The sequence below is a fragment of the Kitasatospora sp. NPDC057904 genome (assembly GCF_042887925.1).
GTDB lineage: Bacteria > Actinomycetota > Actinomycetes > Streptomycetales > Streptomycetaceae > Kitasatospora.
Map to the genome: position 1 here is coordinate 121,955 of NZ_JBHVOL010000001.1, position 21,824 is coordinate 143,778.

Annotated in this window: 14 protein-coding genes and 2 pseudogenes; 5 read left to right on the forward strand and 11 right to left on the reverse strand. The window is 72.3% G+C overall.

The window, feature by feature from the left end:
- Positions 1-5: 5 nt before the first annotated feature.
- From ACFVSN_RS00625 to ACFVSN_RS00635, 3 genes are all read right to left on the reverse strand, one after another.
- Positions 6-1,889 carry an Ig-like domain-containing protein gene (locus tag ACFVSN_RS00625; protein WP_387593911.1) on the reverse strand — a complete coding sequence of 628 codons (1,884 nt, stop codon included), beginning with the start codon at positions 1,887-1,889 and terminating at the stop codon, positions 6-8.
- A gap of 168 nt (positions 1,890-2,057) precedes the next feature.
- On the reverse strand, positions 2,058-2,522 hold the full coding sequence (locus ACFVSN_RS00630; protein WP_380493364.1) for a phage tail protein: 465 nt from the start codon (positions 2,520-2,522) through the stop codon (positions 2,058-2,060).
- 63 nt (positions 2,523-2,585) lie between these two features.
- On the reverse strand, positions 2,586-3,896 hold the full coding sequence (locus ACFVSN_RS00635) for an MFS transporter (RefSeq protein WP_387593913.1): 1,311 nt from the start codon (positions 3,894-3,896) through the stop codon (positions 2,586-2,588).
- A 126-nt stretch (positions 3,897-4,022) separates the two neighbouring features.
- On the opposite strand from ACFVSN_RS00635, the gene ACFVSN_RS00640 reads away from it, so the two are divergent.
- Positions 4,023-5,213: a glycosyltransferase gene (locus ACFVSN_RS00640; protein ID WP_387593915.1), complete on the forward strand. Its 1,191-nt coding sequence runs from the start codon at positions 4,023-4,025 to the stop codon at positions 5,211-5,213.
- 9 nt (positions 5,214-5,222) lie between these two features.
- Here ACFVSN_RS00640 and ACFVSN_RS00645 read toward each other — a convergent pair whose 3' ends face one another.
- The gene (locus tag ACFVSN_RS00645) at positions 5,223-6,605 is read right to left on the reverse strand and encodes a condensation domain-containing protein (RefSeq protein WP_387593917.1); all 1,383 of its coding nucleotides are present in this window, start codon (positions 6,603-6,605) and stop codon (positions 5,223-5,225) included.
- A 299-nt stretch (positions 6,606-6,904) separates the two neighbouring features.
- Here ACFVSN_RS00645 and ACFVSN_RS00650 point away from each other — a divergent pair.
- Positions 6,905-9,844, forward strand: a pseudogene (locus ACFVSN_RS00650) (SdrD B-like domain-containing protein); the annotation flags it as partial.
- A 38-nt stretch (positions 9,845-9,882) separates the two neighbouring features.
- Here ACFVSN_RS00650 and ACFVSN_RS00655 read toward each other — a convergent pair.
- The 6 genes and pseudogenes from ACFVSN_RS00655 to ACFVSN_RS00680 form a co-directional block, all read right to left on the reverse strand.
- Positions 9,883-10,278 (reverse strand): annotated as a pseudogene (locus tag ACFVSN_RS00655) (hypothetical protein); the annotation flags it as partial.
- Between the two features lie 197 nt (positions 10,279-10,475).
- Positions 10,476-11,048, reverse strand: coding sequence for a DUF4240 domain-containing protein (locus tag ACFVSN_RS00660; protein ID WP_387593919.1), 573 nt, complete (start codon positions 11,046-11,048; stop codon positions 10,476-10,478).
- Positions 11,049-11,142: 94 nt separating this feature from the next.
- On the reverse strand, positions 11,143-12,771 hold the full coding sequence (locus ACFVSN_RS00665; protein ID WP_387593921.1) for a hypothetical protein: 1,629 nt from the start codon (positions 12,769-12,771) through the stop codon (positions 11,143-11,145).
- 219 nt (positions 12,772-12,990) lie between these two features.
- Positions 12,991-14,553, reverse strand: a complete 1,563-nt coding sequence (locus ACFVSN_RS00670; RefSeq protein ID WP_387593923.1) for an immunity 49 family protein — start codon at positions 14,551-14,553, stop codon at positions 12,991-12,993.
- A gap of 118 nt (positions 14,554-14,671) precedes the next feature.
- Positions 14,672-16,864, reverse strand: a complete 2,193-nt coding sequence (locus ACFVSN_RS00675; RefSeq protein ID WP_387593925.1) for a M60 family metallopeptidase — start codon at positions 16,862-16,864, stop codon at positions 14,672-14,674.
- A 254-nt stretch (positions 16,865-17,118) separates the two neighbouring features.
- Complete coding sequence (locus ACFVSN_RS00680; protein ID WP_387593927.1) at positions 17,119-17,712, reverse strand: TetR/AcrR family transcriptional regulator; 594 nt, start codon at positions 17,710-17,712, stop codon at positions 17,119-17,121.
- Between the two features lie 202 nt (positions 17,713-17,914).
- On the opposite strand from ACFVSN_RS00680, the gene ACFVSN_RS00685 reads away from it, so the two are divergent.
- The 3 genes from ACFVSN_RS00685 to ACFVSN_RS00695 all read left to right on the forward strand — a co-directional run bounded on the left by ACFVSN_RS00685 (position 17,915) and on the right by ACFVSN_RS00695 (position 20,978).
- On the forward strand, positions 17,915-18,907 hold the full coding sequence (locus ACFVSN_RS00685) for an alpha/beta hydrolase family protein (protein WP_387593929.1): 993 nt from the start codon (positions 17,915-17,917) through the stop codon (positions 18,905-18,907).
- A 113-nt stretch (positions 18,908-19,020) separates the two neighbouring features.
- On the forward strand, positions 19,021-19,884 hold the full coding sequence (locus ACFVSN_RS00690; protein WP_380499514.1) for an alpha/beta fold hydrolase: 864 nt from the start codon (positions 19,021-19,023) through the stop codon (positions 19,882-19,884).
- 104 nt (positions 19,885-19,988) lie between these two features.
- Entirely contained in the window at positions 19,989-20,978 is a 990-nt protein-coding gene (locus ACFVSN_RS00695; RefSeq protein WP_387593931.1) for a hypothetical protein, read from the forward strand.
- Between the two features lie 44 nt (positions 20,979-21,022).
- Here the strand turns inward: ACFVSN_RS00695 and ACFVSN_RS00700 are convergent, their stop codons facing one another.
- Positions 21,023-21,808 carry a class I SAM-dependent methyltransferase gene (locus ACFVSN_RS00700; protein WP_387593933.1) on the reverse strand — a complete coding sequence of 262 codons (786 nt, stop codon included), beginning with the start codon at positions 21,806-21,808 and terminating at the stop codon, positions 21,023-21,025.
- Positions 21,809-21,824: the final 16 nt, after the last annotated feature.

Sequence of the window (21,824 nt, forward strand, 5' to 3'; positions counted from 1 at the left end):
ACCCGTCAGCGAACGTGGATCGTCGTGGTCGCCCTCGCGGTGTCGGCGCCGTTGTCCCGGTCCGTGATGGTCACCGTCACGGTGAAGGTCCGGCGGCTGCGGTAGGTGTGGGTGCCGGTCACGGTGAAGGGGCCGCCGGTGCCGCCGGTGACGGTGCCGGTGCCGGTCGTCCCGTCACCCCAGTCGATGGTCGCCGTGTACTCGGCGGCCGTGGCGCCGGCGTCCGGATCGGTGAAGGTGGCGACGCCCGCGGTGAAGGACCTGTGGCGCCGCTCGTTCAGCGTGGTGCCGGTCGCGGTGATCCCCTGGTCGGCGGCCCAGACGACCTGGACGACATTGGAGTAGTCGGTGTGGTTCACCGGGTCCACCACCGCGGCCTGAACGGCGTCCGTGCCGGCCCCGGTCCCGGTGTAGGAGAACGGCGCGTTGCCCGAGGCGTCCGTCACGACCGACGCGGTGACGCCCGCGTTCGGCCCCGAGGTGACCAGGAACGTGACCGTCGTGTTCGGCACCGCCGCGCCGCTCACGGTGACGGTGGCGGTGAGGCCCGCCGACTGGCCCACCACGTGGGACTGGGAGGCCGGGACCAGCGCCACCACCGGCACCGCGGTCCAGCGCACGGTGACGCGGTTGGAGGTGACCAGGTTGTTCGAGGAGCCCGGGACGGTGGCGGTGACGGCGTCCGGGCCCACCGTGTTGCTGGTGTAGGTGAACGTGGCGTGGCCGTTCGCGTCCGTGGTCGTCGAGGGCCCGAAGGGCGAGCCGTTCACCAGGAAGGTGATCGAGCCGTTGGCGACCGGCGCTCCGTTCAGGGTGACGGTCGCGTCGACGGTCGCGGTGCCGCCCACCTCCACCGACTGGGTGATCGGTGCCAGGAACACCACCGGCTCCGGAGCCGGGGCGGTCCACTCGACGCCGACCGGGTTGGAGGTCTGGGTGCGGTTGGCCGGGTCCTGGACGGAGGCCTGGACCGAGTCGTGGCCGGCCGTCGTGCCGGTGTCGCTGTAGGCGAAGGTGGCGCCGCCGTTGATGTCGGTGACGCCCGAGCCGGTCACCGTGCCGCTGACCCCGGTGGCGGTGAACGAGACGGGGACGTTCGACTGGAAGTTCCCGTTGAGGGTGACGGTGGCCTTGACGCTCGCCGTGCCGCCGAGGGTCACGCTCTGGTCGCCCGGGGCGAGCGTGACCACCAGCGTGCTCCACTGCACCGTGGCCGGGTTCGAGGTCTGGGTGTGCCCCACCGGGTCGGTGATCGAGGCCTGCACGGTGTCGGTGCCGGCGACGGCGCCGGTGTAGGTGAACGTGGCCGAACCGGTGGCGTCGGTCGTCGCCTGCATCGAGGCCGGCCCGTTGGGCCCGGCGAGGGAGAAGGTCACGGTCACACCGGACACCGGGTTGCCCTGCAGGCCGACGGTCGCCTTCACCGTGGCCGTCGACCCCACCACCAGGGACTGAGTGCCCGGATTGAGGCCCACCTGCGTCGTGTCCCACTCGATCGAGGCCGGGTTCGAGGTGTCGGTGCCGACGGTGGCCTGCACCCTGTCGGTACCGGCCACGGTGCCGGAGTACATGAAGACGGCGTTGCCGTTGCCGTCGGTCGTCGCGGTACCGGTTCGTCCGCTGTTCGGGCCACCGGTCACCTGGAAGCTCACCGAAACCCCGGTCTGGGGGCTGCCGGCCGCGGTGACGACGGCCGTGACGGTGGCGGTCTGGCCGACCACCACCTGCTGGGCCGCCGGATTGAGCTGGATCGTGTCCGCCTGCCGGTGGACACCGGAGACGGCGGCGACGGGGGCGACGCCCGCGAGTTGCGGCTGGGCGCACAGCGTCAGGAGGCTCGTGAGCAGGGCCAGGAGGACGCCCCAGAGGCGTCTGGAGGGGCGGGTCATGGGGATACGGTCCATTCCGTGGAGGGCGGATCGTATCCGAATTGTCCGACGCCCCGTCAGGCCCCGCCCGTACGGAACACCGCGGGGTCACCCGGCCGGCGGTGCCGGCGGCGGTAGCAGGAGACGGTCACCGCGGCGAGCAGCGGGCCCCGGAGCACCGGTGGAGGCTCAGTACTCGCCCTTGATCACGAAGAAGGAGCCGCGGATCTCGCCGGCCAGCTTCGACTTCTGGCGCGCGAACTTGAACTTCGACGCGAGCTCCTCGGGGACGTCCATGCCCTCCGACAGCTTGAACCCCACCGCGCGCTTCCCGCCGTCCTCGATCCCGTACATCACGTTGATCGACAGGCCGGACTCGTAGAACACGTACATCATCCGGATACCGCTCACCTCGAAGGAGGTCACCTCCAGCGGCCGGGAGCCGATGACGATGTCGCGCTCCTCGGACAGGATGCGGTTCACCAGGCCGAGCACGTCCGGCGCCTCGTCGGCGGGCAGGACGGTGAACTCGTGGTCGTACTTGTTCTTGAAGTACCGCGCCTCGTTGGCCCGCAGCCCGGCGAGCGCCTCCGCCACCGGCGACGACTCCAGGCCGACGGTGGACACGTTCTTGAAGTCGACGGCGTACGACATGGGTCCTCCTGATGACGTTGCCCGGCTGTTGACCACCGGGTGCCGGATCTCCCGGCGACGTGTTCACGCTACGTCGCGGGCCTCCGCGCGGCTTCTCGATTCCAGATCGATCGGTTCCTGATCGACCGGGCCGAGGGCACCGTCGCCCGGCTCACCGGGCCGGGTCCGCTCCGTCCACGCGGCCACCGGCGGTCCCGCCGCGCCCACGGCCGCGAAGAACAGGCCGAGCAGCAGCCATCCCGGGTGTCCGAGCGCGAGGACGGCTCCGGTCAGGACCACGGGGGCGAGCGCCTGGCCCGCGTCGAAGCCGATGCCGAGGAGGCCCTGGTACTGGCCCTGGGCGTGGTCGGGCGCGAGGCCGAAACCGAGCGCGTAGCCGCCCGACGACTCCCACACCTCTCCGATGCTGTGGATGCACACGGCCAGCCCGGCGAGCGCCGGAGCCACCCAGGCGGGGACGTCGGCCGTCAGCGCCATCAGCGGACAGCTCACGAGGAACAGGAGCCCGGCGAGCCGGAAGGCGCGGCCGCCCTGCCGCGGGGTCTCCACCTTCGAGCCGAGCCGGCTCTGGAACAGCACGCAGACGCCGCTGTTGATCGCGTAGACCGCGGCCACCGTCCAGCGCGGTGCGTCGGTGTGGGCGCTGAGCCAGATCGGCAGGAGCAGGGAGACGGTCTGGTACTGCAGGCCCATGGCGCTGTAGATCGCCACGAAGGACACGTACGGGCGGTCGGTCAGGACGGACCACCGGCGGTGTTCCTCGGGCCGCGGCAGGGGCCGGTAGTTCGGGACGCCCAGGAACGCGATCAGTCCGGCGCAGGCGAAGCTGGCGGCGTTGGCGAGGATGAGGCCGGTGTAGGCGGAGCGCGTGTCGACCTGGATCGCGAAGGCCGCACCCAGGGTGCCGACGACGACACCGAGGTTGACGAAGGTCCGGAGTCTGGCCCGGAAGGCGGCCGGACGTTCACCGCCGACCCGCGCGATGAGCGCACCGCCCGCGGCGCCGCCCGCCGTGGCGGCCAGCCGGTCCAGCGTGGCGACGAGCGTGAACGCGAGCCAGCTGTCGATGAAGACGAACGCCGCCATCGTTGCGGCCTGCAGCGCGAGGCTCGTCAGCCAGATCGCGCGCGGCCCGTACCGGTCGGCGAGGTTCCCCGCCGGTATGCCGGCCGCCAGGCCGCAGAGGCCGGCGATCGTCAGGCCGGCCCCCACCTGTGCGGCGGGCAGGTGCACCACGAACGTGAAGTAGAGGACAGCAGCGGTGTTGAAGAGACCGTTGCCCACCCTGTTGACGAAACTCGCGGCGATCAGAGCCCGCTCCGGACCGGAGCCCAACCCGCCCTGCGCCCGCTGCCCGGCCCTCCTCATGATCATGCCGATCAGGCTAACAGGGGCTTCACCGGCCGAGGTGGGCCGCATCGGAGCGACAAGTGGCCCACTGCCGACGCTTCGTCAGCTTCCGCTGCCAGAAGCCCCTTCGGGAGCTGGTATGTTCCAGCCGTGACCCCCGACACCACTGCTCTCGTCTCCCGCCTCGGCCGCCCCCTCCGGCTGATCGTCACGGGGGGCGGGACCGGCGGGCACACCTACCCGGCCCTCACCGCCGTCCGCACCCTGCGTTCGCGGCTCGCCGCGGCCGGCGGCGCCCTGGACGTGCTGTGGATCGGCACCGCCGCCGGTCTCGAAGCCCGTGTCGCCGGGTCCGAGGGCATCCCGTTCAGGACGGTCGCCACCGGGAAGATCCGGCGCAGCTCCAACCCCCTCAAGCTGATCTCGCCGGCCAACGTCAAGGACATGGGCCGCGTCCCCCTCGGTGTCGCCCAGGCCCGCACCGCGGTCGCCGGGTTCGACCCGGACGTGGTGCTCGGCACCGGCGGCTACGTCGCGGTGCCGGTCGGGCTGGCCGCCCGGATGTGCCACCGGCCGCTGGTCGTCCACGAGCAGACCGTCCGGCTCGGCCTGGGCAACCGGGCGCTGGCCCGCATGGCCACCCGCGTCGCGGTCTCCTCCGGGTCCACGCTGCCGTTCCTCCCCGACGCCGCCCGGCCCAACGCCGTGGTCACCGGGAACCCCGTACGCCCCGAGGTGCTGACCGGCCAGGCCGGCAAGGCCGTGCAGGCCCTCGGTCTGTGGGGCTTCGACCGCGAGGCGCCCACCGTGTACGTCACCGGTGGTGCTCAGGGCTCGCAGCAGATCAACCAGTTGGTCAGCGACATCCTGCCGTGGCTGCTCGGCCACGCCAACGTCGTCCACCAGTGCGGGCCCGCCCACGAGGCCGGGCTGCGGGCGCGGGTCGCCGCACTGCCGGAGCACATCCGCGCCCGGTACCTGGTCACCGGCTTCGTCGGCCCGGAGCTCCCGGACGTCCTCGCGCTCGCCGATGTGGTGGTCTCCCGCAGCGGTGCCGGGACGCTCGCCGAGCTGACCGCGCTCGGCAAGGCCGCCGTCTTCATCCCGCTGGCCACCAGCGCCGGGAACGAGCAGGAGCACAACGCGCGGCACCTCGCCGACTCCGGGGCGGCCGTCGCGCTGATCGGCCCCGCCACCTCCGGCGCCCTCCAGGACATGATCGTCCCGCTGCTCACCGACCCGGCCCGCCGCGCCGAGATCGCGCGACGGGCCCGTGAGCACGGCCGCCCGGACGCGGCCGAGCGGCTGGTGGACGTGCTGCTGTCGGTCCTGGACCGTTAGCCGCGGCTCTCAGGTGACGTCGGTCAGCACTCCGATGAGCCCGTCCAGCAGCGACCGGTTGGTGGCCCGGGCCTGCGGGGTGTCGACGTGGATGGTGTTGACGAACAGGCCCTCGTCGGTGCGGTGCAGCCAGTGCAGGAGCCCGTTGCAGCCGGAGACCCACACGTGCATCCGGGCGCGCCGCGCGGTGTGCAGGTCGGCGCCGGGCAGCCGGCGGAAGTCGATGTAGGAGAAGAAGTTCACCGCGTGCGGCCAGTAGTGCAGTCGCGCGTACTCGGCCGGGGCGAGCAGCCGCCACGCCTTCACGAAGTGCACCCCGGCGTTCGCCTGCGCCTGCCCGTAGGCGTCCTGGGCGGCGGCCAGCACCTCGCCGAACTCCGCCCGCTCCCCGACCGGGAACGCGACCGGCAGGGTGTTGATGAACCACCCCATCGACTCCGCGTAGACGCCCCGACCGCGTTCGTTGACCGGCACCAGCCCGCGGTACTCCGCCGGCCCGCCCAGCCGGCGCAGGGCGACCGCGCCGGCCGCGAGCAGGCCCATGGACAGCCGTCCGCCACGGGCCCGGCAGGCGGCGCCGAACTCCTCGGTCTGGCGGGCGGTCAGCAGCCGTTCGGTGCTCGCCACCGGCGCGTACAGGTGGCCGGGCCGGACCCCGAGGTCGAGCGGGAAGCGCGGGAACAGGCCGCCGTTGCGGTCGCGGAACGCCCGCCAGTAGTCCAGCCGCGCGTCGTCGACGTTCATCGCCCGGTTGGCCCGGCGCTGGGTGCGGCTGAACTCCAGGTAGCTGCCGGGAGGTCGGACCGCGCCGGGCGCGGGTTCGACCGCGCCAAGGTCCCGGTAGGCCGTGATGAGGTCGTTGACCGCGATCGCGCTGGAGAGCCCGTCGGTGACGAGGTGGTCGCACGAGAACCAGACGGTGGTCGACTCCGGCCGGACGACCGCGCCCATCGTGATCAGCGGCCAGGCGAGCGTGTCCACCTCCTGGAACGCGCCCTGGAGGTGCCCGGTGACCTCCGCGGGAGTCTCCAACGGGCCTACGTAGACGTGCTTGAGGGCCACCTCGTCGGGCGTGAGGACCTCACAGCCCAGGTCCCCGCCCAGCGGCTGGTAGACCGCCCTGAGCACCTCGTGACGCCGCACCAGGTGGAGAAACGCTCCTTCCAGCGCGTCCGGGTCCACCCGGCCGGGGAGCTCGAAGCTGGCCGCGACGTAGGACCGGATCGGTTCGTCGATGCTCTGGGCGTGCTGCGCCACGGTGAAATGTTTCGCCTGGTTGTAACCGGTCATCCGGCGCGGGGCGGGCCCGCCGTCACCGGTCAGGGACACCAGGTGCCACCGATGGGCCTCACCCGGGTCGATCTCGGAGTCCTCGACTGAGATTTGGAGCATTCCGCCTTCTTCTGCAGCTGTCGTCGCCGGATGGTGTCCAAAGCAGTCGCGCACCGGCCTACCAATCGATGCCATACCAACAGGCCCGCCCGGTCATCGGATACGGCCACCGGCCGATCGAGTGACGGGCGCGGGGGGCTACGCTCTGACGGACCGTCGCCAGGGCGCGGCCGAGACCCTCCGGTCGGTCCCCTCCGTGCCGTGATCCGGGCCCGCCCGTCCGCTGAGCAGGTGAATTGCCCCCGATCACCCTCGCGCCGTCGGAGCAATCGATCAGACGATCGGATGAACTGCTCGGTATGCGTATTCCTTTCCGGACCGGGCGGATCGCCTCCGTCCTGGCCCTGGTGGCGGGCTCGCTGTTCAGCAGCAGCGTGCTGGCGCCACCGGCCCAGGCCGCGATCTCCTTCACCAAGAGCGTGGACAAGGCGACCGCCTCCCCCGGGGAGAACGTCACCTACACCCTGCGCTACACGTGTTCGATCACCGAGTGCACGGGCGGTCGGATCCTCGACACCCTGCCGTCGAACATGCAGTTCGTCGGCTGGACGCCCGACCCGTCCTCGGTGGACGAGGCCGCCTCCACCGTCCCCGCCCCGGGCGCGATGGGCGGCACGATGGACATCACGCTGAAGAACCTGAGTCCGGGCACGACCGCCACCATCACGGTGACGATGAAGTACCCCAACTTCACCACCCCGAACGGCGCCGCCTCCACCAACTCGGCCACCATGAGCGCCACCGGCGAGACCTCGCAGACCGCCACGGCCGACACCAAGGCCGCCGTGCAACCGCAGTACACGGTGACCAAGGGGATCCAGACCTCCAGCAGCGACGGACGCACCGTCACCTACCAGTTCAGCACCTGCGCCACCGACAACGTGCCCAACGTCGACCTGGACGCCGGCCGCCTGCTCGACAGCCTGCCGCCCGGCGCGGTGGTGGACACCGGCCGCTCGCCCGGCTGGTCCCCGGTGCCGCCGGGCCCGAACACGTGGGGCTACGACCTCGGGGCGTTCACCTCCGGCAACGGACGCGGCGGCTGCCGCGTGCCGGGCGTGCTGGTCGTCCACTACCCCGAGGCCGACTTCCCGAACGGGACCACCTCGAACAACACGGTGGACCTGCTCGGCGCCCCGCTGACGGAGAGCGAGCGGAAGCTGGACACCGCTTCCACCACGACGGGCCAGTTCAGGCCGCCGGCCACCGGCGTGGTGGTGACGGCGAGCAAGGTCTGGCGCGACACCACGACCAACGGCGACCTCAACTCCTTCGGCCTCTCGGCCACCAACACCTCGGGCCCGGCGACCAGCCTCACCATCACCGACCCCGGCGCCGGCACCACCGACGGCCTCTACAACTGGATCTTCCCGCAGTCCCTCCAGCTGGAGCCCTGGAACCCGAACAGCATCGAGCTGACCCTGCAGTACCGCCTCAACGGCGACCCCACGTGGCTCACCTTCTCGCCGTCCAGCCCGTTCGACGGCTCCACCAACCGACGGATCACCTTCGTCCGGGGCGCGGGCGACCCCTCCCGCGACGACCTGGGCATCCCGGCCGGACGGTGGCTGGACGGCCTCAGGTTCACCTGGAACGGCCCCATCCCCACCGGCTGGAGCCCCGGCAACTCGGTGCAGCTGGTCACCCAGGTCGCCACCCTCGGCCACGACGGGCGCCCCGCACCCGACCGGCTGACCAACTGCGTGGAAACCACCGCGACAGACGGCACCGACAACGCCTCCGCCAACGCCTGCGCCTCCACCGCCATCACCCAGGCCACCAACCTCGGCGCGGCCAAGACCACCGTCGCCGGTGAGCTCTCCGCCCCCGGCGGCAAGGCCACCTTCCAGGTCATCCCCTACAACCGCAGCGCCCGCGACCTCGGCCGCCCGCTCGTGCTCTACGACGTGCTGCCCGCCGGCGTCGTCTACCTCGACGGCTCGGCCCGCCCCGACCCGAACTACCCGGACGCCAGGGCCCCCGAGTCGATCACGGTGACCCCCGGCCCCGACGGCCGCCAGATCCTCAGGATGCAGTGGCCCGCCGGCGCGCCGGACATGACGTACCTCCACGACGCGCTGGCCTACCGGATGCTCTTCGACGTCCAGGTGGCCGGCAGCATCCGCGCCGGCGAGCTCACCAACGACGTCTACGTGACCGTCGACCGGCCCGACGCCCCCGTCTCGTGCATGTTCTCCGGCTCCGACAGCGGCAGCACCCCGGACCTCCTGGACCTCAACGGCAACGGCGACACCACCGAGCTCCTGTGCCACGCCTCCTCCCGGATCCGCGTGGACGCGCCCTCGGTGCTCCGCTCCTACAAGGAGGTCAAGGGCGACCTCGACGCCGACTACGTCAGCATCGGCACCGCCACCCCCGGCGGCCGGATCTCCTACCGCATGACCGTCCGCAACGACTCCCCCGACCCGGTCACCGACTTCATCGCCTACGACCGCCTCCCCACCCCCGGCGACAACTACGTCCTCACCCAGGGCGCCGCCCGCGGCAGCGCCTGGACCCCGTCCCTCAGCCAGCCGATCACCAGCAGCGACCCGACCGTGGTCATCGAGTACACCACCGACCCCAACCCCTGCATCGAGACCGCGCTCGTCACCCGGAACGGCTGCAACAGCGCGGCCGTGTGGAGCACCACCTTCCCCGCCCCCGGGACGGCCACGTGGTTCCGCGTCCACCGCGCCGGCACCCTCGCCTCCGGCGCGTCATTCGTGCTGACCTGGCCGATGGTCGCGTCCTACGACGCCCCCGCGGGCGACTACGCGTGGAACAGCTTCGCCTTCACCGCCACCGACGCGGCCGGCCGGCAGCTGCTGCCCGCCGAACCCGCCAAGGTCGGCGTCGCCGTCACGCGCGTGGCCCCCTCCGACAACGCGCTCGGCGACTTCGTCTGGCAGGACCTGGACGGCTCCGGCATCCAGAAGCCCGGTGAGCCCGGCATCCCCGGCGTCACGGTGCACCTGCTGGACGGCAACGGCCAGCCCGTGCGCGACAAGGACGGCAAGCCGGTCACCACGGTGACCGACGCCACCGGCCACTACCTGTTCGACAAGCTGCCCGACGGCAGCTACGCCGTCCGGTTCGACCTGACCACCCTGCCGAAGGGCGCGACCGTCACCAGGCGCGGCGCCGGGACGGACCCGGCCAAGGACTCGGACGCCGACCAGACCACCGGCCTCACCCAGACGGTCACCCTCCGGGGCGGCCAGCGCGACCTCGACCTCGACATGGGCGTGATCCTGCCCAACCCGTCTCCGTCGCCTTCGCCTTCACCATCTCCGTCCCCGTCGCCGTCGCCCTCCCCGTCACCATCTCCGTCCCCGTCGCCGTCGCCCTCCCCGTCGCCGTCGCCCTCCCCGTCACCATCTCCGTCCCCGTCGCCTTCCCCGTCGCCGTCGCCCTCCCCGTCGCCGTCGCCCTCCCCGTCGCCGTCGCCCTCCCCGTCACCATCTCCGTCCCCGTCGCCTTCCCCGTCGCCGTCGCCCTCCCCGTCACCCACCGTTTCGCCGAGCCCGACGCCGACGCCCTCGCCCTCTCCCACCACGTCCACGTCCGGCAGCCCGACACCGACGAAGAGCCCGACCCGCACCCCCACCTCGTCGTCGTCGAGCAGCGGCCCGCTTCCTCCCACCGGCGGCTCGTCGTCCAACGCGCTCATCGTGGGCCTCAGCGCCCTCTCCGTCCTCGCCGGCGGCGCCCTGTGCCTGATCGCCTACCGCCGACCGGGCAGGCACAGCTGATCCACCGGTGAACAACCGAACACCACACCAACGCCGGTGGCGCCGTCCCACACAGGACGGCGCCACCGGCGTTCCGCTGACCGCGGCTCACGCCCTTCAGGAGCGATGGGCGGTCTCAGTCGAGAAAGAGCTCCGCGAGTCTCGGGAGACGGCTCCGCGTCTCCTCGTCGTCGTCGAACTTCCATCGCTCGCCCGCCGGGTCCTCGGGGTGGGCCATGTCCTCAAGAGCTCGACCGATCCCCTCGTCGAGGGATTCGGTCTCGCCGGTGATCCTCTGGTAGGCGTCCGCGATCGGGTAGCTCAACGACTCGTAGCCGATCCAGCCCGCCTCGTCCCGGCTCATGCGGGTGATCACGGGAAGGTCGGCGAGCGTGTCGGGGTCCGCCAAGGCCCGGGTGAACGTGTCGCGCCCGAGGAGGACGAGCCCGTCGCGGAAGTCCATGAAGCCGTCGTCGCTGCACCCGCCCTCGATCAGGTCGGCGGCTCCCCACAGCTCCCACCGATAGGCGGATTGCCGTGCCTCGACGTGTCTTACGGCGAACTCGACGATCTCCTCCCGGCTCAGCCGGACGAGCACGTCCGTCAGCGCTTCGGGAAGCGGATCGTCCGGCGGGTCCCGGTCGTCCGCCCGGGAGCCCACCGCGGCGCGGGCCTCCTCGATCAAGGCCCACCAAGTGTCTTCGTCCATCGGCAGTCGGAGGCGCGGCGCCCGTTCGGGCCGCTCCCTCCCTCCCCCCTTTCCATTCGTGCGTGCGGTGATTCCGCACACGGCTTACGGGCGATCAGCTCGCCGGCTTCGTCGAGCTCCCCGACACGGACGGCAACGGTGACGGCGACGGCGAGGCGGGCTTCGGGGCGACCTGGAGGCCGGTGACGTGGCCGTCCGCGGTGAGGAAGTACTGGAGTCCGGCGTAGCCGGGCGTGACCAGGATCCCCTGGGTCATCTTGGGGAGTTGGCTGGAGCGGGCGAGTTCGGCCCCGTCCTGGGCCCTGCGCCACACCACCTGCTCGGTGTCGTACTTCTTGAGCCCCTGGAAGAACTTCACCGGGATGTCCGTCCCGATCAGGACGCGCTGGTCCTTGGGCCCGAGCAGGGTCGTGAAGCTGAGGGTCGTCTGGTCCTGTGTCCACGCGACCGACAGCGTGCCGTTCGAGAGGTCGATCCCGGCCAGCTTGCCCGCCCCCGCGTCCATGGCGTAGACGCGGTTGTTCTCGGGGTCGACCGAGACCATCGACGGGATGAAGCTGTTCTTGCTGCCGCTGTTCGCGAACGGCTGGACGTTCGCCACCTTGGTCGAGTCGCTCTGGGAGACGGCGACGACGCTCATCGGCGTCGGGGTCGGCTTCCCGCCGTTGGTCATCGCGACGACGTAGTCGTTGATGACGGCCATGGCGGACGCGGCGGTCTGCCCGTCCTTGAGGTAGCTCACCGGTCCCCACGTGGGGTCGGGGGTGAAGGCGTTGTTCCGGTACGCGTAGCGGTAGAGCTTGGTCGCGCCCGGCAGGTAGATCTCCTGCGTCCCGTTCAGCGTCGACGTGGTGATGCGCCCGCCCATCATCTCCGGCAGCGTGACCTGGGAGAGCACCTGGAGGCTCTTCGGGTCGATCGCCACCATGATCGAGGGCGGCACGGCCGTCGGGTCGGGGCAGTTGAGGAAGGCGCTGAAGCCCTGTTCGGTGCATCCGGGCTGCCGGTTGACGGTCTTCGCGACGATCGTCCCGTCGGGCAGCGCGTCGTAGCCGTTGTACGCGGTGTCGCGCGGGGCCGAGTCCCCGGTGGGGAGGGTCGTGCGGGCGAGGACCGCGCCGGTCGCCGGGTCGATCCGGGCGATGTGGTAGCCGTAGACGACCACCAGGCTGCCGTCCGACAGGACGTTCAGGACGCCCGGGTAGTCCCACTCGTCGGTGGCGTTGGTGTTGATGAGCACGCGCCGCCAGACCTCGTTGAAGGTGCCCGGCTCGACCCGCGAGACGAACGAGCCGGACGCGGCCGGGTTGTCGCCGTAGCCGCCGCCGTAGACGTAGAGCTCGTCGGGCCCGCGGTCCACGATGTTGTACGGCGTGGCGTAGACCTGCTGCGAACCGTGGGCGTAGACCTGGTTGTTCGACGGGGCGCCCGCGAAGTGCGCGCACGCGTACAGGTGTGTCCGGTTGGAGTCGTGGACCTCGAACGCGGCGATGGTCGGGTACCACGGGGCGTTGCCCTCCGCGGCCGCGCAGGACTGCTCGCCGGGGACGAGGGCGGGGTCGCCGACCAGCGGGCCGCCCGCGGCCACCACGTCGGCGGGCGGGGAGCTCGCGTGCGCATCGGCCTGGCGCGAGACCGGCCCGGAGCTGGAACAGGCGCAGAGCCCGAGGAGCAGGGCCACGACGAGGGCCGTCAGCCGGGGAACGGACAACCGGTGCGGCAAGACGGGGCTCCTCGGGCTCATCGGGTGGGATCGGCGAACCGGGTGGGATCGGCGAGCCGGCGTCCGGATCGTCCGACGCCAGGCCGCCGACCAGGCTCGCAGCGCGGCCACGGCCGCCACGGCCGCCACGCCGGGACGATCACCCGGCCGGGCCTGCCGAGGCCCGGCCCGGCGGGCGAGCAGTGCCGACGGACCCGGCAGCGCCGCGGCCTCTCGCCCTCAGCCGGCCGCTCCGGCCAGACGGCGCATGATGGTCATGAGCTCGTCGGGCGGGGAGATGCTCATCGTCCGGCTCTCGGGTTCGAAGGCGGTGATGCACGTCAGGGTGCCGGCCCGCCACCAGAACACCCGGGGCGAGAGGCGCCCGGGGCCGTCCTCGTAGGCGCCGAACGCGAACTGGGCCAGCGAGTTGACGGCCTCGCCCACGTGCTCGTCGGCGAGCGGGTAGAAGACGAGGTTGTGCCGGTTCGGGACGACGACCAGCACGCCCTCGGCCGGGATCGCCGGGCCGTCGGCGGCGCGTACCGTCTCCTCGAAGACGAGCAGCTTGCTGGCGGCGAACACCGACTCGGGGTGGCCGAGGATGTGGAGGACCGCACCGTCGGGCAGGTCGTACGTGTCGTAGTCGACAGGGGAGTTCAGCAGGTTGGTGCGCGCGGCGGCCTCAAGGACGTGCCGGTCGACGAGGGCCACGTCGCGGTCGTCGAGGACGCGGATGCTCTCCGGGGTGTCCAGGGCGATGCCCACCAGGAGGTCCGTGGCCAGCGGGCGCAGGTAGCCGAACTGCTCCCGTGCCTCGGCCGGGATCGACTCCTCGGCGACCAGCCGCAGGTACACGCTGCCCAGCGGGTTCTCGGACCCGCCGTCGGGCTCGCGCCGGGGCGCCGGCGGCGAAGCCGGCGGATCGGCCGACAGGTAGTCGGACCGCACCTCCAGCGCCCACCCGTGCACCTGGACCGCGAGGGCGGCCAGGGCCAGGGTGCCGAGCGGCAGCAGGGTCCGCGGGGCCGGATCGGCGTCCAGGCCTTCCCGGTACTCGACGAGCCGCGCCGCCAGGGCCTGCTCGAACGCGGGCCGGTCGTCGTCGAGGAGGACGCGCAGCAGGCGCTGGTCCGCCGTCAGGGAAGCGACGGCGTCCAGCCGGTCGGCCGCCGCGGCGAGCTCGTCCGGCTCCGGCTTGCGCAGGGTCACCGCGGGCCAGTCGGCGGGCAGGTGCCCGCTCGCCTCGGCCAGGTAGGGGCACAGCGCGTCCATCGCGGCGAGGTCCGCCGGGTCCGACACCGACGTCAGCCGCGAGTACGGCACGCCGTCCCGGATCGCCGGCGCGTAGTCGCACCGCAGCAGCAGTCCGATGACTCGCTCCCGCTCCCACAGCAGCCCGCTGACCAGGCATGTCTCGAACGCGTCGAGCCACGTCCGGGCCGTGGGGGCCCGCTCGGCAACGGCGCCGAAGGAGACGTCGTCGTTGGTGAACTTCTCGTCGATGAGCGGGAAGAGGATCTCCTGGTCGCCGTCCGGGAAGCAGCCGACGCTCAGCGCCCCCAGGGCCATCTCCGCCGCCGTCCGCAGGACCAGTCCGGAAGGGGCCTCCTCCTGGACCGGGTGCTCGACCGTACGGGCGGCGACGTGGTCGAGGAGCTCGTCGCGCAGCGCCAGCATCCGCTCCGGGGACGGGCCCTCGCGCCACATCTCGTACTGCCGGTGGTTGGTCCGCCTGACGATGCCGTCCAGCGCTTCGGCAACCCGCTGCCCGTCGACCGCGTGACGCGTGATCTCCCGCACCGCTGCCGCCCCTCCTGTTGATCTTCACTGCCGAACGGCACGCTACCAGCGGGGACTGACACCGCCCCCGGGCCGGAGTGCGGGGCCGGCTCGATCGCTCCGGCCCCGCGGACGCCGGTCACGCGCGTTCGTACGTGACCCAGACGGTGGGGTCGTCGCCCTTGCCCAGGACGGTGCTGGTGTAGCTGTCGAGGGAGGTGCCGGGCGGGGTGGTGCGGGTGTTCTGATCCTGGTCGTTCACGGTGACCTTGATGCCCTGACCGGTGCTGACCGCGTAGTTGTTCGCGCTGAACTCCGGGCTGCGGTAGGTGAATCCGCCCTGGCCGGCGCCCGGCAGCGTGTAGCCGGCGGTGCCGTCGATGCCCCCGCTGGTGGTCACCCGCAGCACGGCGGTCCGACCGTTGGGGATCCGCTCCGCCGGTGTCCGGGCCCAGGTGCCGTCGCGGAGGTCGAGCGACGACCGGTTCAGGGCCGTGCCGGTGCGGTTGGTGAAGCGGACGATCTCGGTGCGGGTGTCCTTCTTCCCCGTGAACGCGGCGACGGTGCTCGGGTCGGTGGCGGGCTTGGGGAGGCCGAGTGCGGCCAGGGCGGCCAGGGTCTCCCGGCTCAGCGGCAGGCCCCACCGGTCGGCGAAGTGGTCGCTCAGGTCTGCTCCGGCGATCCGGGAGGCGGTGACGGTGAACCAGCGCATCTGCCGGTCGGTGTCGGCCAGGTCCGGCCGCTCGGCCCGCATCCGCCGGTGCAGCGCCGGGTAGAAGTCCGGGCCGAACGCCTTGTCCAGCTGGGCGAACATGTCGAACTGCGCCTTGTTCGGGGCGGTGGCGAAGTCGCGGGCCGACTGGGCGAGGTAGTCCCGGCCCGGGGCCCAGGTGGTCTCGTCCGCCCATCCGTTGGTGGTGTGCCCGAACTGCCGGTCCGCGGCCATGGAGTAGAGGTTGACCGTGACCTCGCCCATGTTGTTGGTGTCCTGGCCGGCGCCCCAGGTCCACCGCTGCTGGTGCTGGTGCCCGAACTCGTGGAACAGGCCCCAGCTGTTCGCCGCCTCGGTCGCGGAGTAGAGGACGCCGTCGCGGTTGCCGGGCATCGCGATCCGGTAGTAGGTCGCGTTGGGGTTCGTGCCTGACGGGCTCTCGACCGCGAGGAAGCGCAGCGGCGAGCGCGTGTCGCGGGCGGTGGAGCCGTCCAGGCCCGCGAGGTCGTCCTCCGCGCGGAGGATCTGCTCGTAGGTGTCCAGGAGCTCGTCCTGGCTCTCGCCCGCGTAGCGCAGGGCGGACTCCTGCATCCCCGCGATGACGACGTGGTCGCCGACCAGTTCGACCGGACCGGTCGCCGTGGTGGCGCCCAGCATGCGCTGCCACTGGGTGTTGGTGGTGCCCTGCCGGTCGAAGTGCGGGATCGGCTGGACGGCCGTGCCGTCGTCGAGCGTCACCGTGACGGAGGGGGCGTTCGCGGGCGAGTCGGCCGTGTGGCGCACGTAGAGGATCCCGCCCGAGGGGTCGGTGATCCGGTTCTCGCCGGGCTGCAGCCGGTAGGAGCGCGGTGGGGACTGGCTCGCCGTGTAGGTGCCGTATCCGGTGCGGCTGTACGGGTCCACCAGGGCCCAGGTCCCGACCTGCAGCTCCACGGTCGCGTCCGGGGATCCGCCGGTGACCGTCACCTGGACCGGCCGGTTCGCGCGCAGGCAGAACCCGGTGGGCTGCACGTCCGCCAGCGCCTGACGGATCTGCAGCCGGTCCCGTTCGGCGGCGGAGGTCGGCAGGGCGGGGAAGGCCTGCGTACGCGGCTGCGGGAAGAGCCCGGCGTCCTGCACCATCGGGCACGTCAGACCACCCGGGACCGCCTCGGTGACCACGCTCGCCTCCCCGCCGTCGTAGCGCGTGCCGCCCAGGCGGTAGCTCGTGGTGAAGCGGGCGGTGATCCGGGTGCCGACCGCGACGGAGTCCTTGATCCGCACCGTGATGTCCGGCTGCCCGAACGTGCCGCCCTGCCGCACCCCGTAGGCGCACACCACGCCGCGCCGGTCGGCGGTGGCCGCGCACGACCGTCCGTCCACCGACACGAAGTCCACCTCGTCGGGCAGACGGAACGTCAGCGTGGTGTCCTCGGTGCGGACGCCGCTGCCCGTCACCTTGACGCCGTAGGTGATCGACTCCCCGACGGCGGCCTTGGCCGGCCCGCTCGCCGTGACGGTCACGTCGGTCCCCGTCTGCGCCCGCGCCGGGGCGAGCGGAGCCGCGCCGACCACCGCCAGCAGGGCGCCGAGCGCGGCACACGCGCCCCTCCCGCCCCAGCGTCCGACTCCTGCCAGCACGGCGTCCACCTCTCTGTCGTCCGGGTGCGCGATCGCGCGGTCCGGCTCCGCGCAGCACGGCCGGAACTCTCTGCGAGCAGAGAAGCATGATCGGTTACGGTCGGCGACCGATGGCCGGTCATTCGTAGGACGCAGGGGGCCGTACCGGTGATCGGGCGGGCGGTTCGGCGGCCGGCGACGGGCGAGGGTCTAGATCCGGACCTGCACCGGGACGGCGAACCAGAAGTGGACGGCGCCCCCGAGCCGACACCGGATCAGGCCGGGTGTGCCAATCCCCGGAGGAGCAGGTCGACCAGGCGGCGGGGGTCGTAGCGCGGGTCGCCGTCGTGGCCGATGCAGAGGTTCCCGACACCGCGCATCAGCTCGTAGGCCTCCGTGCCGGGCCGGATCTCCCCCGCGGCGGCCGCGGCGTCGAGCAGCTGCGTGCAGACGGGCAGCAGGCGGTCGAGGAAGTACTCGTGCAGCGCCGCGAAGCCGCCGCTGTCCGACTGCAACGCGCCCGCGAGCCCGTGCTTCGTGACCAGGAAGTCGACGAAGAGGTCGATCCACCGGCGCAGCGCCGCGAAGGGCGAGCCGGCCGAGGCCAGCAGGCTCGGGCCGGCCTCGGCGCAGGCCTCCACCTGGTGGCGGTAGACGGCGACGACGAGGTCCGCCCGGGTCGGGAAGTGGCGGTAGACCGTGCCCGTCCCGACGCCCGCCCTGGCCGCGATCTCGCGGATCGGCGCGTCGACGCCGGACGCGACGAACACCTCGGCGGCGGCGTCGAGCAGCGTCTGCCGGTTGCGCAGCGCGTCGGCGCGCCTGCCGCGGGCGGGCGGCTCCCCGGACGGGCTTGCGATGGGTTCCACGTCTTCCTCCCGACGGCCGTTGACAAAACGGAACCACGTTCCGCATCCTGAATCGGAACCGCGTTCCGGTTTCAGTCTAGTGCCAAGGCACCAGTCTGAGCCGAACGCTCCCGACCGCTTCCGCGCCGTCTCGCGCTGTCTCGTGCTGTCTCCTGCTGTCTCGACGGGACCGGCTGCGGGAGGCCATCGAAGGGACCTCATCATGAGTTCACCGTCCACCCCCGCTCTCTCGGCCGCTCCCGGCCTCTCGGCCAGCCCTGTTCTGTCGGTCAGCCCCGTCACGCTGCCGGTTCCCGGCCGCGCCGTCGACCTGGAGGTACGCGTCTCCGCGCCCACCACCGGCACCGACCTCCCGATCATCCTCGTCTCGCACGGCCACGGCCCCTCGAACCACCTCTCCTCCCTGCACGGCTACGCCCCGCTCGCCGACTACTGGGCGGCCCACGGCTTCGCCGTCATCCAGCCGACCCACCTCAGCTCCCGGACCCTCAGCGGCACCCTCGACCCCGACACCCCCGGGGCACCGCTCCACTGGCGATCCCGGGCCGAGGACATGTCGCGCATCCTCGACCGGCTCGACGCGATCGAGGCCGCCGTCCCGCAGCTCGCCGGGCGCCTGGACCACACCAAGATCGCCGTCGCCGGCCACTCCATGGGCGGGCACACCGCGAGTCTGCTGTTGGGCGCCCGGCTCACCGACCCGGACACCGGAGCGGAGGTGAACCTCGCCGACCCCCGGATCACGGCAGGCGTGCTGCTCGCCGCACCCGGCCGCGGCGGCGACGCGATCACCGAGTCCTTCGCCCGCACCGCCCCGTTCTTCCTGACCACCGACTTCTCCACGATGACGACACCCGCGCTCGTCGTCGCCGGCGACAAGGACGCCTCCACCCACCTGACCGTCCGCGGCCCCGAGTGGCACACCGACCCGTACACCCTCTCCCCCGGTCCCAAGTCGCTGCTTACCCTGTTCGACGCGGAACACGGCCTCGGCGGCATCTCGGGCTACGACGTCGCCGAGACCACCGACGAGAACCCCGAGCGGGTCGCCGCCGTCCGGCACCTCACGTGGGCCTACCTCCGCACCGCACTCGACCCCGGCGACACCGCCTGGCCAGACGCCCTCGACGCGCTGGGCGCCGACCCCGCCGCGCTCGGGAGCGTCGAGTCCAAGGAGGCCGTACCGTGCGGGTAGTGCGGATGATCTTCCGTTGAGTACTCTGAATCATCGGATCGTGGACGGCCGTTCGCGCGTGCGACGCGTGCGCGGTCCACGCCGCAGAGGACCTGAAAGTGAGTCACCAGCAGATGCAACCGACGTTCGTACTGGTTCACGGAGCCTTCTCGAACTCCTTCGCCTTCGCCCCGCTCCAGGCCGAACTCGGCCTCCTCGGACACCGTTCGGTCGCCGTCGACCTTCCGGGCCACGGGTTCGCCGCGACGTACCCGCGCGCCTACCAGGCACCGCAGGACCTCGCAGCGCTCGCCACCGAGCCCGGAGCCATCAAAGGCGTGACGCTCGCCGACAACGCCGCACACCTCATCGGGATACTGGAGCGGGCCAAGCGGAACGGGCCCGTCATCCTCGTCTCGCACAGCCGCGGAGGCATGACGGCCACCGTCGCGGCCAACCAGCGGCCCGACCTGATCGACCGCATCGTCTACGTCTCCTCGTGGGCCCCCGTCGACCTCACCGTCGGGGCCTACTACGCCGAGCCCGAGATGGCCACGGTCGACCTCGCGGCGATGGGCGCGGCGATGGTCGCGAACCCGGCCGAACTGGGCCTGCTGCGCTCCAACTTCCGCACCGCCGACCCGGGCGCCCTCGCGGGCTTCAAGGCGGCCTTCCTCGCCGACGGCACGGACGACGAGTTCATGGCCCTCCTCAACACCTTCCAGCCCGACGAGAACCTCGACGCCGGCACCGAGGACGACCGGGCCCGGCGCGACACGTGGGGCCGGATCCCGAGGACGTACGTCCGGCTGACCGAGGACACCAGCCTGCCGCTCGCCGTCCAGGACCGGATGATCCGCGAGGCCGACGCACTCACGCCGGACAACCCGTACGACGTCCGCACGCTCACCAGCAGCCACCTCAAGTGGCTGGTCGACCCGGCCCCGGCGGCCCGCGTCCTGGGCGAGCTCGTCGCACTCCTTCCCGCCGGTTCGTGACGGGGGCAGCGGGTCTCCGAACTCCCCGCTGACGAAACCCGGAGGCCGTCCACCGCGCGAACCCCCGCGCGGACGGGCGGCCTCCGGCGTCTATCGTCTCGTCCATGAGCCGCACCACTCCGCCGCGCCCGGTCGATGTCACAGTGCATTTCCCCGAGCTCACGCCGCTGGCCCGTACGACCGTACGGCTCCACCCCCGCGCGGGCCGGCCGACCGCCGCGGACAGTTCGATCGGCGGCCCGTTGCTGTGGCCCGCGCGAGAGCCGTGGCCGACCTGCCCGGAGCACACCGGCCCCTCGTACGTCGGCTCCTCGCCCGAGGACGTGCGGCTGCGGCGGCGCATCCTCGCCGAGGCGTGGCGCCGCCCCCGGGAGGACGGCGCCGACCTGCTCACCCCGGACGAGCGCGCGACGGTCGACCGCATCGGCGACCGGGAGCGGATTCCCCAGGACGGCCCGGTCCCGATGGTCCCGGTGGCCCAGCTCGACGCGGCGGACGTACCCGGCCTTCCGCGCCCGGAGGGCACCGACCTGCTGCAGGTGCTCTGGTGCCCGTTCGACCACGACGACTACCTGCCCCGCACCGAACTGCGCTGGCGGAGCGCCGCCGACGTGACCGACCCGCTCACCGCGGCCCCGCAGCCGTCCGTGATCGGCAACGACCACTACCTGCCCGAGGCGTGCGTCCTGCACCCCGAGACGGTCACCGAGTACCCGGCACCGCACGAGCTCCCGGACGAGCTGGCGGAGCGGCTCGTCGCCTGGGAGGACCGGCACGGCCTCGTCTACCAGTACGACCTCGGCGTCGCTCCGGGCTGCAAGGTCGGCGGCCACGCACCGTGGAGCTTCTCCGACCCGTTCCCCATGGCCTGCACCGAGTGCGGCTCGGACGTCCGGCCGCTGCTGACCATCGACGGGAGCGAGTGGGACGGCGGCAGCGGAAGCTGGCAGCCGCTGGAGGACGCGGGCTACACCGGCCTGCACTCCCTCGGCCCCGCCAACGCGACGCAGCTCGACATCGGCCGCAGCGGCGCCCTGCAGCTGTACGTGTGCACGGCCTCGTACGACCACCCGCACGTGCAGAACTGCCAGTGACCCGAGCGGCACGACTTCCCCTTCCGGATCTGCACGTCGGGGCACTATGCGAGGTCCCCCGGATCCGGGGGCTCGCCGCCGGCGATCAGCAGGCGGTAGCCGTAGTCGACGCTGTCGCGGGCGAGCAGGTGGCCGTAGCGGCGGGACCAGGCGCCGGAGGCGAGGTCGGCGCGCAGTCTGGCGATCGCCGGTTCGACGACGTCGGCGGGGAGTTGGGCGAAGGTGGAGCTGGCCCGCCGGACGACGGGGTCCAGGAAGCGTTCGGGGCGGCGCCAGTGGGCGATCTGGAAGCCGTCGGTGAAGTCGTGCGGGATCGGGAACGGGAGCACCGTGTGTGCGCCGAGCGTCTCGGCGACCGTCGACAGCGGTGTGAACCGGGCGTGCTCCAGCTCGCGGATCTGCGGCAGGTAGTCGCTGATCATCCACAGTTCCGGGCGGTGCTCCGGGTCCCAGGTGAAGACCACCTGGCGTCGGGACACGCGGCGCAGTTCCCGCAGCCCGCCTTCCAGGTCGGGCCAGTGGTGCACGGTCATGACCGCCATCGCCGCGTCGAACCGCCCGTCGGCGAACGGGAGGCGCTCGGCGGCGGCCCGCACCTTCGTCGCGCCGGGGTGCTGGTCGAGCATGACCCGGGACGGGTCGACCGCCGTGACGTCGGCGTCCGCCGGTTCGTAGGAGCCGGTTCCGGCGCCCACGTTGACCACGGTGCGGGCTCCGGCGAGGGCCCGGCCGATGAGTGCGGCCAGCCTCGGGTCGGGACGGCGGGTGTCGCGGTAGCCGGCCCCGATCGAGTCGTAGAGCGGCGGAGTGGTGCTGGAAGGGTTCTTCATCGGTCCCCCATCGGTG

Bases quoted from the DNA above. Each gene is read 5' to 3' on its own strand.
- ACFVSN_RS00700 (WP_387593933.1), bottom strand. From the start codon at position 21,808: ATGAAGAACCCTTCCAGCACCACTCCGCCGCTCTACGACTCGATCGGG.
- ACFVSN_RS00625 (WP_387593911.1), bottom strand. From the start codon at position 1,889: ATGACCCGCCCCTCCAGACGCCTCTGGGGCGTCCTCCTGGCCCTGCTC.
- ACFVSN_RS00685 (WP_387593929.1), top strand. From the start codon at position 17,915: ATGAGTTCACCGTCCACCCCCGCTCTCTCGGCCGCTCCCGGCCTCTCG.
- ACFVSN_RS00690 (WP_380499514.1), top strand. From the start codon at position 19,021: ATGCAACCGACGTTCGTACTGGTTCACGGAGCCTTCTCGAACTCCTTC.
- ACFVSN_RS00645 (WP_387593917.1), bottom strand. From the start codon at position 6,605: ATGCTCCAAATCTCAGTCGAGGACTCCGAGATCGACCCGGGTGAGGCC.
- ACFVSN_RS00635 (WP_387593913.1), bottom strand. From the start codon at position 3,896: ATGATCATGAGGAGGGCCGGGCAGCGGGCGCAGGGCGGGTTGGGCTCC.
- ACFVSN_RS00695 (WP_387593931.1), top strand. From the start codon at position 19,989: ATGAGCCGCACCACTCCGCCGCGCCCGGTCGATGTCACAGTGCATTTC.
- ACFVSN_RS00660 (WP_387593919.1), bottom strand. From the start codon at position 11,048: ATGGACGAAGACACTTGGTGGGCCTTGATCGAGGAGGCCCGCGCCGCG.
- ACFVSN_RS00630 (WP_380493364.1), bottom strand. From the start codon at position 2,522: ATGTCGTACGCCGTCGACTTCAAGAACGTGTCCACCGTCGGCCTGGAG.